Here is a 16,508-nt window from a genome sequence, read left to right on the forward strand (position 1 = left end):
AATCTCTACTCGCTAGTAGATACTAGCGAGCTTTATTAAATTCGCCAGCGGCTTTCACAAACCCGGCAAATAATGGGTGTCCATCACGCGGGGTAGATGTAAATTCAGGGTGAAACTGTGAAGCAACAAACCAAGGATGAGCAGGGTTTTCGATGATTTCCACTAGTTTCTTGTCTGCCGACAAGCCGGTCACTTTTAGACCTTTTTTGGTGATCTTTGGCAACAAGGTATTATTCACCTCATAACGATGGCGATGACGTTCATAAATTTCTAAACTACCGTACAATTCTGCAACTTTAGAGCCCTTAGTTAAATGGCAAAGCTGAGAGCCAAGGCGCATTGTACCACCTAAATCTGAATCAACATTCCGCGTTTCTCGTTTGCCATCTTCGTCGATCCACTCGGTAATAAGCCCAACCACGGGTGCCGATGATTCCGCATTAAACTCGGTAGAATGGGCTTCTGTCAAGCCAGCCACATTCCGCGCATATTCAATTAAAGCGACTTGCATCCCCAAACAAATACCAAGGTAAGGTACGTTATTTTCACGAGCATATTGCGCAGCTAAAATCTTACCTTCTACACCACGCTCACCAAAACCACCAGGCACTAAAATAGCATCTAAGTCTTTAAGGACCTCAGGTCCTTTTACTTCTAAATCTTGAGAATCGACATATTGAATCTTCACACTTAAGCGATTCTTAAGGCCAGCATGTTTCAAGGCCTCATTCACCGACTTATAGGCATCAGGTAATTCAACATATTTGCCAATCATGCCAATCACAATCTCATTCGTTGGATTCGCTTCTTCGTAAATGACTTGTTCCCATTCACTTAAGTCGGCTTCAGGACATTCAATACCAAAGCGATTGGTGACCAATGCATCTAAACCCTGAGACTTCAGCAAAGCGGGGATTTTGTAAATACTGTCGACGTCTTTCAGCGAGATAACCGCGCGATCGGGTACATTAGTGAACAAAGCGATTTTGGCGCGTTCGTTAGCTGGAATCGCTCGGTCACTCCGGCAAATCAAAATATCGGGTTGAATGCCGATAGAACGGAGTTCTTTCACGGAGTGTTGAGTCGGCTTCGTTTTTACTTCACCAGCCGCCCCCAAATAAGGCACTAAGGTCAAATGCATATACATCGCGCGTTCACGACCAATTTCAGTGCCTAACTGACGAATTGCTTCTAAAAACGGTTGTGACTCAATATCACCCACCGTTCCACCAATTTCCACAATAGCAACATCAACACCTTCACCACCTGCGACAATCCGTTCTTTAATCGCATTGGTAATATGTGGAATGACTTGGATGGTAGCACCTAGATAGTCGCCACGACGCTCTTTACGCAGGACGTCTTCATAGACGCGTCCCGTCGTGAAGTTATTACGCTTAGTCATTTTGGTACGAATAAAACGCTCATAATGACCTAAATCTAGATCGGTTTCGGCACCGTCTTCAGTCACAAATACTTCGCCGTGCTGGATCGGACTCATAGTACCGGGATCTACATTGATGTATGGGTCAAGCTTCATAATGGTCACTTTAAGACCACGAGCTTCTAAAATGGCAGCCAGCGATGCAGCGGCAATACCTTTACCCAAAGAGGACACTACGCCTCCGGTGACGAAAATGTATTTTGTTGTCATGTCGAACCTGAGAAGTTGGATGTGTTAAGGGCGTATCTGCGATACTTGGACGGGGGCATAGTATAGCAAAGCCTCTTTAACACCACAATCGATGTCACTCTATCAAGACTAAGTTTTAGTGTATTTGTTGTAAATCAATTTTTGTAATTTTCTTTCACTTTATCCCACAAGGCATCCATCTCTTGCAGGCTCATGCTGTCAAGTTGCCGCCCTTGGTTTCTTGCCAAAGCCTCTACACCACGAAATCTTCGACTAAATTTATGATTCGCTTGGCGTAACAGCGCTTCAGCATCAAAATCGCAAACCCGTGCCAAATTTACGCAAGAAAACAACAAATCGCCAATTTCTTCGGCAACATCCTGCCGCTGTTGTTCGTCGATAGCCTGTTCGACCTCCGCCAATTCTTCTTTAACCTTGTCGATCACCGGAGCGACGCTGGGCCAGTCGAACCCCACATGAGCACAGCGTTTTTGTAACTTTTGTGCTCGGCTCAAAGCTGGCAATGCTTGCGGCACATCATCTAACACGCTTGGTGCGTGATGATGAGACTTATTTGCCCGCTCTCGCACTTTCTCGGCTTCCCAGTTAACTTTTAGCTGGGCATCATCCAATTGGATTTTTTGTTGCTGATTAAAAACATGTGGATGACGGCGGATCAATTTTTCGCAGAGACCATCAACCACCTCAGCAAAGTCAAAGTCTCCTTGCTCTTGAGCAAACTGAGCGTAGTACACCACCTGAAACAGTAAATCACCAAGCTCTAACTTTACTTCAGCAAAATCACCAGAATCCAGCGCTTGGTGAATGGCTTCTACCACCTCGTAAGTCTCTTCTACAGTATGTGGCAAGATAGATTGCCAATCTTGTTTAAGATCCCAAGGACAACCACACTCGGGGTCACGTAATTTCGCCATAATGGCGAGTAAGGTATCAATACGATAAGGACGTTGCAGCATAGAGTTCAAAATTTCCTAAGGATTATTAGCCTTTCATTTTAAATTTTCGATAGCTTCAGATAACGCTGGCGATTCATCACTCTAGCACTTACATAAAGTTCTGGTTAATGAGGCTATTTTCAACATCCTACGATGCGAAAATAGCCCTCGATGATTAGCGTAAACGCCGCGCTTCAATAATATGATTAAGTTGATTTATTTTGGACAATACCCGAGACAGAGTATCGAGATTATAAATTTCAATTTCCATATCGATGGTTGCCGTCTGACTCTTGACGTCAGAGTGACTCTGCATCCCCATAACATTCACCTTATCATTCGCCAACACGGTAGTAATATCCCGCAACAACCCACTACGATCGTTCGCCACAATGCGAATTGTAAGGTTATAACCTCCCGAGTAATTTTCGCCCCATACCGCGTCAATCACACGTTCTGGTGTGCGACTATGCAATTCAGCAAGTTGTTCACAATCAACATTATGAATTGAAATTCCACGCCCCTGGGTAATAAAGCCTTTAATTGAGTCACCGGGTATCGGTTGACAGCAACGAGCAATATGAGTCATAAGATTCCCAACGCCATCCACCACGATGGAGTCTTTTGCCCGCTTCTTCTTCTGTCCATGGTGCTCGGCTTTCTTCGTGATAGTTTCCAGCGCTTGACGATCAAGTTCTTCCGCAGAAGGCTTATATAGCGTCGCTTGCAAATAATGAATCAATTGATTCAGTCGCACATCACCTGCACCAATAGCGGCTAATAAATCTTCTACAGTTTTCACATTGAAACGCTCAAGACAATGGTCGATATCACTCATTTTAAAACCGTGGCGATTGAGCTCTGCCTCAAGTAAATCTTTACCCGCCAAGAGGTTTTTATCTTTATCTTGCTTCTTAAACCAAGTGGCAATTTTATTACGCGCCCGAGAAGACTTTACAAAGCCTAGATTAGGATTGAGCCAATCACGGCTAGGGCTCGATTCCTTTTGGGTAATAATCTCAACTTGTTCACCTGTATGTAATTGATAGGTAAAAGGCACAATCCGCCCACCAATCTTAGCGCCAATACAACGATGACCGACTTGGCTATGCACGTAATAGGCAAAATCAAGCGGTGTTGAGCCAGCGGGCAAATCAATCACTTCACCACTAGGGGTAAAGACATAAACGCGGTCATCAAATACTTGTGAACGTAACTCTTCAAGCATCGCACCATTTTCAGCGATATCATCCTGCCAAGCCAGTAACTTACGTAACCAGGCAATCTTATCTTCGAAGTCGCTGCGCCCACCAGTTCCGCCTTCTTTATATTTCCAATGCGCCGCAACCCCGAGTTCAGAATCTTCATGCATCTGCCGAGTACGGATCTGTACTTCGATAGATTTACCTTCTGGACCAATGACCACCGTATGGATAGATTGATAACCATTCGGTTTAGGGTTGGCCACATAATCATCAAATTCGCTAGGAATATGATGCCAAGAAGTATGTACGATGCCTAAGATGGCATAACAATCTTGTAGCTTCTCAGCCACGATACGAATCGCCCGTACATCAAACAATTTGTCGAAAGACAAATCTTTCTTTTGCATCTTTCGCCAAATACTATAGATGTGTTTGGGTCGACCATACACCTCGGCATTAATACTGGAAGCTACGATATCCTGCTGTAATTTGGCAACAAAGTCTTCGATATATTGTGTGCGCGCAATCCGCTTTTCATCCAATTGTTTCGCGATTTGTTTATAGGTATCGGGATGCAGATAACGGAAGGTAAAGTCTTCAAGCTCCCATTTGAGTTGACCGATCCCTAAGCGATTTGCTAACGGAGCGTAAATATCTTTGCTTTCTTTTGCGGCCAATACACGAACTTCTTCCGATTCATTTTTAACTTCGCGTAAAAAACAGATCCGCTCTGCCAATTTAATCACGATGGCTCGCACATCGCCTACCATCGCGAGCAGCATTCGTCTCACGTTATCGATTTGTGTCGAAGATAAATTTTTATTTTGCCCGGTATGTAATACCTTCATCGCATCCATTTGGGCAGCATCAAATTGCAACTTAATCACTTCTTCAGAAAAATACTGCGGCAGTTGCTCTTTGCTTAATAGGCCGCTATCCACGAAAGGAAATAACAAAGCAGCTTCCAAGGTCGGTAAATCCATGTTGAGTGTTACAAGGATCTCAACCATCTCCTTGCCCTTCGTCAGACAGATATGGATCTGCTCTTTTTCGGCATCTAAAGCGCGATAAAAATTAGTGGAGCCAAATAAATGCTGCTGGTCTTCAAGCGCAATGCCAAGGCTTTCTACCCATTGATTTTCATCAAACAACAACTGTTGATTAAGATGCGTTTCTCTCACCGAGACCATAACACTACTGTTCCTTATTTTGGTCGCTGACCACTTTTATCTTGTTAAAGTTAACGTTCAAACAGAGCCATTGTCTCGATATGCTCTGTCTGAGGGAACATATCAACAACCGCGAGCTTAACCATTTTATAGCCAGCTTCTTTTAGCACCTTGGCATCTCTGGCCAAGGTTGCAGGATTACATGACACATATACTACGGTGCTTAGGCCAAGCTTGGCAACCTGAGTTATGGCCTGTTTTGCTCCCGCGCGGGCCGGATCAAGAAGTACTTTGGTGACTGCTCTCGATTGCCAAAACTTGGCTGTCTCGGGCTGTTCCAAATCCCCACAATAGGCACTGATATTCATTAAGCCATTACGCTTGGCGTTATCCATCACCCGCTGACTCATCGCAGGAACGCCCTCGATAGCAATCACTTGTTTCGCTCGTTGCGCCAAAGGCAAACTAAAATTCCCGATACCAGAGTATAGGTCGAGCACTACATCTTGTGGTTTAAGCTTTAGCCAAGCCAAGGCTTTATTAATCATCAGCTGATTGATAGTGACGTTCACCTGAATAAAATCACCGGGGTGAAAGGCTAAATCAAGCTGCTGGTCATGCAAAGTATAATAAGCTTGCTCGCCAGTGAGCCAAGTATGCTGCTCGGCTTCGGTAAGCAGCATCGCAAAATTAAAACGCTCAGCGATTGCCTGTAATTGAGTTTGCCACTTTGCAGCTAAAGGCTTCGTTAAGCGCACCCGACAAACCACCTTGGGTTCGCAATCAATCAACTCAACATGACCCAAGCCGACATTTTTGGGCCAGCCTTTAAGTAAAGCCTGTAAAGGCTCGAGTAAAACCGACAAGTTCTTACTCAATACCAAACAATCACTAATGGTCACCAATTGTTGACTGCCTTTTTGTCTAAAACCAAGCTGCCAACCAAGAGACTTATCATACCAAGTGCTCAGCCGAGTTACTCTGCGATAATGCCAATCATCGCCACTCAATAGTTCCAGCGCTGTCATCTCTGGGTAGCCCGACAATCGCGAAATCAACTGCGCCACCGCTCTTTGTTTATACTGCCGCTGTGTGGCCGCGTCCAAATGTTGGACACTACAACCACCGCATTGTTGATAAAACTGACAAATTGGCGAGATACGCTGTGCGCTGTCCTTGAGTCGTTTGATTAGCTTTGCTGGTCCAGACTTATGGCTCGGAAAAATATTGACTCGCTCACCGGGCAACGTATTGGGCACAAAGTAAGTTTGCCGCCCCGCTCTTACAATGCCGTGTAAGTGATGATCTAATTGCTCGACTTGACAATCATCGATCCTCTTGAGAGAGGTGGTCTTGGGTTTTGCTTTAAAAAATTGCGCCATAGAAGAGACTTATTTTACCAGTGAATACAAAAAGAGATGGGCTTATGTCATCATAGCCGATTGGAACCATGTCATTTTCCCATAAGAAACGTTTATGACCAAGTATGGCTTACGTGCCCGCGTATATATTCTTACCATTATCCCCACGCTTATTGTGGGAATTTTGCTTGCTAGCTACTTTACGTTTAATCGTAATCAGCAATTAGATAGCTTCGTGATTGAACAGGGAGTTAACGTTATTGAGCCCTTAGCTATCGCCAGCGAAGTGGGCTTAAGTCGTTATAATCGAGAGCGAGTAAAATCACTAATCAGCGTCACCCACCGAAAAATGTCGCCTTTAATTAAAAGCATCGCCGTTTACGATAAACATAACCAATTATTTGTTACCAGTAATTACCATCGTAATATTCGATTGTTGCAAAGCGATCCCGAACTGCCCTTGCCACAATCTACCCAAGTCGAAATTTATCCGGATAAAATCATCCTCCGGGCCCCAATTTGGGCCGAAGCTGAAGGCAGCTTCGCCGCCTTTGCCGATGGGAAACCCGAATTACTCGGTTATATCTCGATGCAATACAATAAAGACCGAGCATTATTGTTACAGTTTCGCGACACCACCGTCGCACTTTTCATCGTTCTGTTTGGCGTATTGATCAGTGTTTTATTTGCGTTCCAATTAAGTAAGCAAGTCACCCAGCCCATCACCAACATGGTGAATATTGTTGACCGGATCCGCCAAGGCCGTTTAGATGCGCGGGTTGAAGGAAGTTACACTGGTGAACTAGGTTTGCTCAAACACGGCATTAATTCGATGGCAAAATCACTTGCCGAATACCACGAGGAGATGCATCAAAGTATTGATCAAGCCACTAGCGATTTACGAGAAACCTTAGAACAAATTGAAATTCAAAATATTGAACTCGATATCGCGAAGAAAGAAGCGCAACAAGCCGCTAAAGCCAAATCGGAATTCCTCGCCAATATGAGTCATGAGCTACGAACCCCGTTAAACGGAGTGATCGGTTTTGCCCGACAGTTGCTGAAAACATCTTTAAATCATAACCAAGCTGATTATCTACTCACCATTGAGAAATCAGCGAATAACCTATTGGCAATCATTAACGATATCCTTGATTTTTCTAAGCTTGAGGCTGGCAAATTAAAACTTGACCGTACCGAGTTTAATTTACACGATACGCTAAACGAAGTTTTAACATTGTTAGGGCCAAGCGCCCAAGACAAAAAGTTAGAACTAAATTTACTGATCGAGCCTAACGTCCCCGACGGCCTGCGTGGTGACCCATTACGTTTACAGCAGGTATTTACCAACTTACTGGGTAATGCCATTAAATTTACCCATAAAGGACAAATTACCGTTAGTGTTGGTTTGGCGAAACAACAAGGCCAGCAAGTGGTATTGCACGCCAGCGTTCGAGATAGTGGTATTGGGATCTCTAAGGAACAACAGTCACAATTATTCCAAGCCTTTAAACAAGCCGATACTAGTATTAACCGAGAATATGGCGGTACAGGTCTAGGTCTGGTGATTACTCAAAAACTAGTCCAACAAATGGGGGGCGATATCCGACTCAGCTCTGAACCAGAGCAAGGCTCGGAGTTCACCTTTAATATCCACCTAGAATTAACCGACATGGTATTAGGGGCACCGCTGCCGATGCAGGCTTTGGGGCAGCTATCGGTATTGCTTTATGAACCTCATCCGGTGAGCCAAGAAGTGATTCAAAGCTTGAGTCAACAATGGCAACTGTCATTCAATAAAGCCACCGATCAACCACAATGGCAGCAAGCCCTGCAACAACACTATGCCAGTATCTTGATTGGTCATAGTGATTGGCAAGACTTAAAACCACTTCTGAGCAAAATCAAGCAAGCTAAACAGCACTGCGACCAAGTCATTGTATTGATAAATAGCAGCGACCCCGATATTCATCAACGCATTACAGATGCAGGAGCCAAGCACTGTATCAGTAAGCCTGTGAACCACCGTAAATTAGCGCAGGCCCTCGTCGATCAACATACCGATCACCCGCCAATACTGGCCCCCATGCCTTCGCTATCACGCGCCAAGTTGATACTAAGAGTATTAGCTGTAGACGATAACGCCGCCAACTTAAAACTCATTTCCGCAATGCTGCATGAACTCGTGACAGAGGTGGATACCTGCAGCAATGGCCTTGAAGCAATTACCCGTACCGAAACCCAGGCTTATGACTTGATCTTAATGGATATTCAGATGCCGATCCTCGATGGAATTAGCGCTACCCAAAAAATCCGTCAACAGAGTAAAAATCAAGAAACGCCAATTATTGCAGTTTCAGCCCACGCCTTAAATGGAGAAAAGGCCCAATTGCTGCGTCAAGGGATTGATGATTATCTGGCAAAGCCAATCGACGAATCGTCTTTAGAGCAAGTGATTCACCGTTGGCAACCCAACGCCAGAGTCATCACAGATAGACCCTTGGAATCCTCTAAACAGCTGAGCTCTACTGTTGAATTCGAACATGCGAGCCTTTCCTGGAAACTCGCCATGCAGCGATCGAATAATAATCAAGCTTTAGCCATCGATATGCTGAATATGTTGCAGCAAAGCTTTCCCGAAATGCAGAGTAACATCGAGCTAATTTTGGCACAGCAGATCAGTTGCAGTGAATTTATTGCGGTCATCCACCGCTTTCGCGGAGGATGTGCTTACAGTGGTTGTTTGCGGCTTGAAAACCTGAGTGCGACTATCGAAGAAAACTTACGCCAGCATAATGATGTTAAGCAAGTGGAACCTGAATTACTCGAATTAAATGATGAGATAGAGAAAGTCCAACAAGCTGCCGAACAACTGATGGCGGCATTCGCTTAAATCGATATTCAATATATAAAAAGCCGCAACTTACAAGATGCGGCTTTTTTATTGGTTAAATATCGGTTTGACTTTGTTGATCTTTTAGGAAACGCCCGGTCAATATTTGGCCGCGATTCCGCTTACAATACCAATTGTAAAAAGGGTAACTCACCAGCCCAAAAATAGCCGTCACCAACGCATTGCTAAAGGGAGAGATAATCATAGGAAGCAACACCTGAATTACATTCCCCCCTTGGCTTAAGGTGTAAATCACTAAGGCTAAACCAGCAATAATACCGACCCCAAAACCAACTAAGGCCATGAGTTTCATCAAACCGAATAAATCTAGCTGTACTCGATATCGCTCAATCAATTTTTTTCTCCAAAACTTAACGCTCCAAAATTACCGTCGCAACGGCGTACTCACGTTCATCACTAATACTAATAAATTGGCTGGTGACCCCTAACTGTTCAACTAACGCTAAGGCCGCCCCATAAAATTGCAGTACCGGTTTGCCTAAGGCATCGTTACTAACTTCAATCTGCTGGAAACCAACTCCGTTGGCAATCCCAGTCCCCAAAGCTTTTGCAGCGGCTTCTTTGGCTGCAAAACGTTTCGCCAAAAAGCGTTCTGCGGCATGCGTGTTTTCAAAACGTTGATACTCGGCAAGCGTGAGAATGCGCTTCGCTAAACCCGCCAACTGCTTGCTCTGCGCAATTCGAGCCACTTGCACAATATCGGTGCCCAAACCAACAATTGCCACTAATTAAGCTTCCGCTCTACGAGCTTGCACCATTAAGGCTTTCATTTCACGAACCGCTTCACTCATGCCGACTAACACCGCGCGAGCAATAATGGCGTGACCAATATTTAGCTCAATAACTTCAGGCATAGCGGCTATCGGCAATACGTTGTGATAATGCAAGCCATGACCTGCGTTCACTTTCAGGCCTTTATCACTGGCGTAACTCGCTGCCGCTGCAATTTTTTTAAGCTCCGCTTGCTGCGCCGACTCCGTTGCAGCATCGGCGTAGTGACCCGTATGCAGTTCAATAAAAGGTGCGCCTGAGGCAACAGCTGCATCAATCTGTTCATCATCGGCATCGATAAATAATGAAACGAGGATGCCTGCTTCTGTCAATTTTTCCACAGCGGCGGTAATTTTCTCAAGCTGGCCGACTATATCCAGCCCCCCTTCCGTGGTCAGTTCTTCACGTTTTTCAGGAACTAAGCAGACAAAATGCGGTTTATGCTGGCAGGCTATTTCAATCATTTCATCGGTCACAGCCATTTCTAAATTAAGTCGGGTTTGCACCGTTTGGCTCATGATCGCCACATCACGATCAATAATATGCCGGCGATCTTCTCTCAAGTGAATGGTGATCCCATCGGCGCCTGCAGTTTCAGCGATACCCGCTGCTAATACAGGATCGGGATAAGTGGTTCCACGGGCTTGACGTAAAGTAGCGATGTGGTCGACGTTAACGCCTAATAATATTTCACTCACGAGCTTTCCTTATTCAACAATGCGGTTAACGAACCGCTTTATTGGTTGTTTTAATTTGTTTAAATAATGCACGACTAGTCAATTCACGTCCATTAAGTAATTGTGCAATGACGATACGACAAAAGCGTTTAGCACAGGCCAAATGTTCTGCCTGCTGAGCATCAAAGCTCAGCAACATCAGCACTTCTTGATAACTAAATCCAGCGTTCACAGGAGCCAATGGGCTAGCAATAAATCCCTGCTCGAGACGATATTGATAACTTTGACCTTGAATAAAACAGCTTGGTTCACTTAAAGCAAAGCCGAGTTCGGCGATCAACTGTAATTCAAAGCGACGTAAACTCGCCTCCAAAGGTTGTTGCTTCGCCAATGCCAGTAAACTCTGCTGATATTGTTGATACAAACGAGGATAAGCAGTTTTTTCCTCCAGCAAGTAATATAACAACTCATTTAAGTACAAAGCGCTATATAGATGCTCACCAAATAATGGAAAAGCCAAGTTGGTCGCTTCCGCCTGAGTTAAATTAGCTAACTCCGTCTTTCCCGAAAACCCCACCAGTAAAGGAACTGCGGGTTGTAAGATAGCCCGCCAGCGAGAACGCTTTGCCCTCGCCCCTCTGGCCACCACACTAATTTTCCCTTGTTCCAGAGTAAACAACTGAACCAATAAACTGGTTTCACGGTAGGGTCGAGTATGCAGCACAAACGCGGGGCTAAGCGCTAACTCTGACAAAACTTAGTCGTCTCCGTAACCTAAACTACGCAAGGCTCGTTCGTCATCAGCCCAACCAGATTTAACCTTCACCCACATCTCAAGGAATACTTTGTTATCAAACAATTTTTCCATATCCAATCGCGCTTCTTTACCAATGGTTTTTAGCTTTTCGCCTTTATTCCCGATAATCATTCGTTTTTGGCTGGGCCGCTCAACCAAAATAAGTGCGTTAATTTGGTAAACCCCATTCTCTTGCATTTTAAACTGCTCAATCTCCACGGTAGTGGAATAGGGCAACTCTTGACCAGTAAACCGCATTAACTTCTCTCTCACAATTTCGGCAGCCATAAAACGCGAAGAGCGGTCCGTAATATAGTCTTCGGGAAAGAAGTGCACGTTTTCCGGTAATGTTTGCTGAGCCCACTCGCGCAGCTGCTCAACATTCTTGGCTTGTTTAGCAGAGATAGGCAAAATATGAGAAAACGAATATTTCTCACTCATCGCCTGCATATGTGGGAACAGCAATTCTTTATCTTGAACGTTATCCACCTTGTTAATCGCCAGCACGACAGGCACTTTTAAATGCCGCAATTTACCCAGAACTAATTCATCATCGGCGGTCCATTTAGTGCCTTCAACCACAAAAATCACCATCGACACATCCCCCAAAGAGCTGGTTGCGGCGCGGTTCATCAAGCGATTTATCGCGCGTTGCTCTTCGATATGTAAGCCTGGCGTATCTACAAAGATAGTTTGATAGATATCATGAGTATCGATACCTAAAATTCGATGCCGGGTGGTCTGAGGTTTTTTAGAGGTAATACTGACTTTCTGACCCAACAGGGTATTCAGCAAGGTTGATTTACCCACATTCGGTCGACCAACAATTGCCACAAAACCACAGCGCGTATCATAGTTCATCGTAAATGCTCCAATACCAACTCTGCGGCAACTTGTTCGGCCTTGCGTCGACTGGTACTGGTGCCAATAATCGGTTTATCTAAACCAGCCACGCTGCAGCTCACGGTAAATTGTTGGTTATGTGCTTCCCCCTTAATCTCAACCACTTGATAATCAGGTAAAGCTTGCTTACGAGATTGCAAAATTTCTTGCAAGCGCGTCTTCGGATCTTTTTGACTCAAACCCGGCTCTATTTTATTTAAACGAGGTTGGTACCAACTCAGGAGCAATTGCTTCACGGTTTGGGGGTCACTATCTAAATACACCGCACCAATGATCGCTTCAACTGCGTCGGCTAAAATCGATTCACGACGAAAGCCACCACTCTTTAATTCACCGGGGCCTAATTTAATATACTCGCCTAATTCAAAACTACGCGCTAACTCTGCGAGAGTTTTCCCCTTCACTAAAGTAGAGCGCATTGGACTCAGATCGCCTTCAGAAACCTTAGGAAAACGCTGATACAGTTCTTCGGCAATCACCCAACTTAATACCGCATCACCTAAAAATTCGAGACGTTCGTTGTGAATGCCTCCGGCACTGCGATGAGTCAAAGCCAACGTCAACAAATTAGCATCTTCAAATTGGTAACCAATGATGCGCTGCAGGCGTTCCTGATTGTTGCTATTCATCATGACCCTTTTACTTGATCGCGCCAATGCGATTAAATCGAACCCCAGTTGGGATCCATGTTGGCAAAAATGAATCTTTACCACGCTCAAACTCGAAACTAATCCAGATCGCGACCGCTTTACCTACCAAATTATGTTCTGGCACAAAGCCCCAGTAACGACTATCCATACTGTTGTCTCGGTTGTCTCCAAAAGCCAGATAGTGCCCTTCAGGTACGATCCACTCATCTTTAGCAGTCCCTGGCTGCTGGTAAAAGGAGTGCACTCGGTCAGGAGCCGCAGGGTTAATCAATATTTCGTGATTGACCTCGGCTAACTGCTCTCGATAATTTTCAAGTGGCATTAAGCCTTGCTTAAAGCGTCCAGAAACTTCAAAGTCTAAGGGTACAGGGCGCAACTCTGGGCAAGGCTCTTTTTCACATTTTTCTTGAATAAACAATTGCTTATTACGGTAAATGATACGATCGCCCGGTAAACCCACCACACGTTTGATATAGTCAACGCGGGGATCTTGAGGATATTTAAAGACCGCCACATCACCCCGTTCTGGATGACCGGTTGGTACTAAAGTGGTGCGAGTCACTGGATCTTTTAAACCGTAAGCAAACTTTTCAACCAAGATGAAATCCCCAACCAATAAGGTTGGCATCATCGAACCCGAGGGGATCTGAAAAGGTTCATAAATAAACGAGCGTAAGATCATCACCAAGGCGATCACCGGAAATACCGAGCTGCAATTTTCTATCCAGCTCGGCGCGTTACTAATCGTTTGCTCCGCATTGCTGGGTAACTCACCCCCAGCAGCAATTCGAGCATCTTGCAGCTTAAGCTGTCGCTGTTTTGCCCAATGAAACTTGTCTAAAGCCCAAACAACACCCGTTACAAATGTTGCGATAACTAAAATAAGCGGAAATATAGTGGCCATATTAGTCCTTTCCAATATGTAGAACAGCTAAGAATGCTTCTTGAGGTACTTCAACATTACCCACTTGTTTCATTCGTTTCTTACCTGCTTTTTGTTTAGCGAGTAGTTTTTTCTTACGACTTACATCTCCGCCATAACACTTCGCAATCACATTTTTACGTAACTGCTTAACCGTTGAACGAGCAATGATATGCATGCCTATCGAAGCCTGAATGGCAATATCAAACATTTGCCGAGGGATCAGCTCTTTCATCTTATCGACCACTTGCCGACCTCGAGACTCAGAGTGGTCTTTATGAGTGATAAGCGCTAGCGCGTCAACACGATCACCATTAATCATAATATCAACCCGCACCATACTCGCGGCCTGAAAATGTTTAAAGTTATAGTCCAGTGATGCATAACCGCGGCTGGTTGACTTAAGTTTATCGAAGAAATCGAGCACCACCTCCGCCATTGGAATTTCATAGGTTAATGCGACTTGCTTGCCGTGATAAGCCATATTAGTTTGTAAACCACGTTTTTCCACACATAGCGTAATCACGTTGCCAAGATAATCTTGCGGCACCAAGATATTCACTTCGGCAATCGGTTCGCGAATTTCAGCAATATTATTGGTTGGAGGTAACTTGGCTGGACTATCTACAAATAACTCTTCGCCATTATTCATCACCACTTGATAGACCACGGTCGGCGCGGTCGTGATCAAATCGAGATCATATTCCCGCTCTAAACGCTCTTGGATAATTTCCATGTGCAGCATCCCTAAGAAGCCACAACGGAAACCAAAACCTAAGGCAGTAGAATTCTCCGGTTCATAAAATAACGATGAATCATTTAAGCTTAACTTACCGAGCGCATCACGGAAGTTCTCGTATTCATCTGAACTGGTGGGAAATAAGCCCGCATAAACCTGAGGTTTAACCTTTTTAAAACCAGGTAATGCTTCAGTAGAACCATTTTTTAAGGTCGTAAGCGTATCTCCTACCGGCGCCCCCAAAATATCTTTAATACCCGCGACGATGTAACCCACTTCACCGGTTTTTAATACCCCGGTACTGGTTTGTTTCGGTTTGAAAATGCCCACTTCATTGACCACATGAGACTGACCTGTAGACATCACAAGCATCCGCTCGCCAGCTTTCATTTCACCATTAGTAATGCGAACTAACGAGACCACGCCTTGATAGTTATCAAACCAAGAGTCGATAATCAGCGCCTGCAAAGGCCCTTCACTATTACCGACTGGGGGCGGTACATCGCGAACAATCGTTTCCAATACATCTTCAATGCCTAAGCCAGTTTTAGCCGAGCATACGGTGGCATCAGTCGCGTCGATCCCAACAATATCTTCAATCTCTTCAGCAACCCGGTCTGGGTCAGCTTGCGGTAAATCGATTTTATTCAGAACTGGAATAACTTCCAGATCCATTTCCATCGCGGTATAACAGTTGGCGAGAGTTTGAGCCTCTACCCCTTGCGCTGCGTCAACCACCAATAAAGCACCTTCACAGGCCGCCAAAGAACGAGAGACTTCATAGGTGAAGTCGACGTGCCCTGGCGTATCAATAAAGTTGAGCTGATAAGTCTCACCGTCTTTAGCGATGTAATCTAAAGTGACACTTTGCGCTTTAATGGTGATTCCGCGTTCGCGCTCAAGATCCATAGAATCTAATACCTGAGCTTCCATCTCGCGCGCACTCAATCCACCACAGTGCTGAATTAAACGGTCAGATAGGGTCGATTTACCATGGTCAATATGGGCAATAATCGAAAAATTACGAATATTCTTATTTATCAAGGGGGTACCTATGTAAAATCATTGGCTAAAGAATCAAATCTTGCCTTTCTAAAAAATGCGGCAATCGCACATTATATCGTTGACGCGGATACTACCACAATCCATCAAGATCCAAAAAAAATGCGCGACTATTTCAAGGGGATCAGATCCCAGTGAAAGAGAGCGATTGCTCTCTGCTGTTGTAAATTGGTTCGAATTCCAGGCTTTTTAATCGCGGCGAAAAGCACATTAGCAAGAAGGCTAAGCCAATATCGCTCATTAAACAGTAAAAACGATTGAATACAATGCTTCGAAAAACGCTGTTAGCCATTCTACCAATCTAACTCACTATCTGTTCATTCTTGCGGGCCTAAATCACCACAAGCCGCGTGATATAACTTGTAATCAGAGGCACCAGTTACAGGATTATTCAGTCCTGTAACAACGATTGCAAATCGATAATTTTACGCAAATCAACAACCAAGCTCGCTAAAACTAACACTAAAGATCATCCGACGAGTGCCCCCGCAAGCTTAAAGAACTTAAATTTGTATTTTACACCAAATAAATAACGATAAAACTTGAAAGCACAGTTAGCAAACGCTCGTAAATTGGGAAATAAAGCAAGCTAAGAATCATTATGCCACAGAAGTAGCTAGCTTAAACAAGTCAACAATAACCTTCACTTCCTCAAAAAAAGAAAAATAATCCGGGCATTTATATCGAACAAAAACTGTAATAAATACTTAACCTCAACGCATCATAATTCACAATTAATGACAAGAATAA

General features: G+C 44.4%; 13 protein-coding genes. 1 reads left to right on the forward strand and 12 read right to left on the reverse strand.

The window, feature by feature from the left end:
• Positions 1-22: 22 nt before the first annotated feature.
• The 4 genes from ACRRS1_RS14480 to rlmD form a co-directional block, all read right to left on the reverse strand.
• Positions 23-1,654 carry a CTP synthase gene (locus ACRRS1_RS14480; RefSeq protein ID WP_432463564.1) on the reverse strand — a complete coding sequence of 544 codons (1,632 nt, stop codon included), beginning with the start codon at positions 1,652-1,654 and terminating at the stop codon, positions 23-25.
• 134 nt (positions 1,655-1,788) lie between these two features.
• Positions 1,789-2,610 (reverse strand): nucleoside triphosphate pyrophosphohydrolase, encoded by an 822-nt coding sequence (gene mazG / locus ACRRS1_RS14485; protein ID WP_432463565.1) that lies wholly within the window; start codon positions 2,608-2,610, stop codon positions 1,789-1,791.
• Positions 2,611-2,764: 154 nt separating this feature from the next.
• Complete coding sequence (gene relA, locus ACRRS1_RS14490) at positions 2,765-4,984, reverse strand: GTP diphosphokinase (protein ID WP_432463566.1); 2,220 nt, start codon at positions 4,982-4,984, stop codon at positions 2,765-2,767.
• Positions 4,985-5,034: 50 nt separating this feature from the next.
• Positions 5,035-6,345, reverse strand: a complete 1,311-nt coding sequence (rlmD, locus tag ACRRS1_RS14495; protein WP_432463567.1) for a 23S rRNA (uracil(1939)-C(5))-methyltransferase RlmD — start codon at positions 6,343-6,345, stop codon at positions 5,035-5,037.
• A 94-nt stretch (positions 6,346-6,439) separates the two neighbouring features.
• Between rlmD and barA the strand changes: the two genes are divergently transcribed.
• Complete coding sequence (gene barA / locus ACRRS1_RS14500) at positions 6,440-9,217, forward strand: two-component sensor histidine kinase BarA (RefSeq protein ID WP_432459723.1); 2,778 nt, start codon at positions 6,440-6,442, stop codon at positions 9,215-9,217.
• A 55-nt stretch (positions 9,218-9,272) separates the two neighbouring features.
• Here the strand turns inward: barA and ACRRS1_RS14505 are convergent, their stop codons facing one another.
• The 8 genes from ACRRS1_RS14505 to lepA are packed head-to-tail and all read right to left on the reverse strand — an operon-like array spanning position 9,273 to position 15,740.
• Positions 9,273-9,572 (reverse strand): hypothetical protein, encoded by a 300-nt coding sequence (locus ACRRS1_RS14505; protein ID WP_432452475.1) that lies wholly within the window; start codon positions 9,570-9,572, stop codon positions 9,273-9,275.
• Positions 9,573-9,588: 16 nt separating this feature from the next.
• Positions 9,589-9,963, reverse strand: a complete 375-nt coding sequence (gene acpS / locus ACRRS1_RS14510; RefSeq protein ID WP_432452474.1) for a holo-ACP synthase — start codon at positions 9,961-9,963, stop codon at positions 9,589-9,591.
• 3 nt (positions 9,964-9,966) lie between these two features.
• Positions 9,967-10,707 carry a pyridoxine 5'-phosphate synthase gene (gene pdxJ / locus ACRRS1_RS14515; protein ID WP_432452473.1) on the reverse strand — a complete coding sequence of 247 codons (741 nt, stop codon included), beginning with the start codon at positions 10,705-10,707 and terminating at the stop codon, positions 9,967-9,969.
• A 25-nt stretch (positions 10,708-10,732) separates the two neighbouring features.
• Entirely contained in the window at positions 10,733-11,440 is a 708-nt protein-coding gene (gene recO, locus ACRRS1_RS14520) for a DNA repair protein RecO (RefSeq protein ID WP_432467512.1), read from the reverse strand.
• A gap of 3 nt (positions 11,441-11,443) precedes the next feature.
• Positions 11,444-12,343: a GTPase Era gene (era, locus tag ACRRS1_RS14525; protein ID WP_432452471.1), complete on the reverse strand. Its 900-nt coding sequence runs from the start codon at positions 12,341-12,343 to the stop codon at positions 11,444-11,446.
• Positions 12,340-13,014 carry a ribonuclease III gene (gene rnc / locus ACRRS1_RS14530; RefSeq protein ID WP_432456165.1) on the reverse strand — a complete coding sequence of 225 codons (675 nt, stop codon included), beginning with the start codon at positions 13,012-13,014 and terminating at the stop codon, positions 12,340-12,342. The genes era and rnc overlap by 4 nt, the downstream gene beginning before the upstream one ends.
• A gap of 10 nt (positions 13,015-13,024) precedes the next feature.
• Positions 13,025-13,939: a signal peptidase I gene (gene lepB / locus ACRRS1_RS14535; protein ID WP_432452470.1), complete on the reverse strand. Its 915-nt coding sequence runs from the start codon at positions 13,937-13,939 to the stop codon at positions 13,025-13,027.
• A 1-nt stretch (position 13,940) separates the two neighbouring features.
• Positions 13,941-15,740 (reverse strand): translation elongation factor 4, encoded by a 1,800-nt coding sequence (gene lepA / locus ACRRS1_RS14540; protein ID WP_432452469.1) that lies wholly within the window; start codon positions 15,738-15,740, stop codon positions 13,941-13,943.
• Positions 15,741-16,508 lie beyond the last annotated feature (768 nt).

The sequence above is a fragment of the Agarivorans sp. Z349TD_8 genome (assembly GCF_050870825.2).
Lineage (GTDB): Bacteria > Pseudomonadota > Gammaproteobacteria > Enterobacterales > Celerinatantimonadaceae > Agarivorans.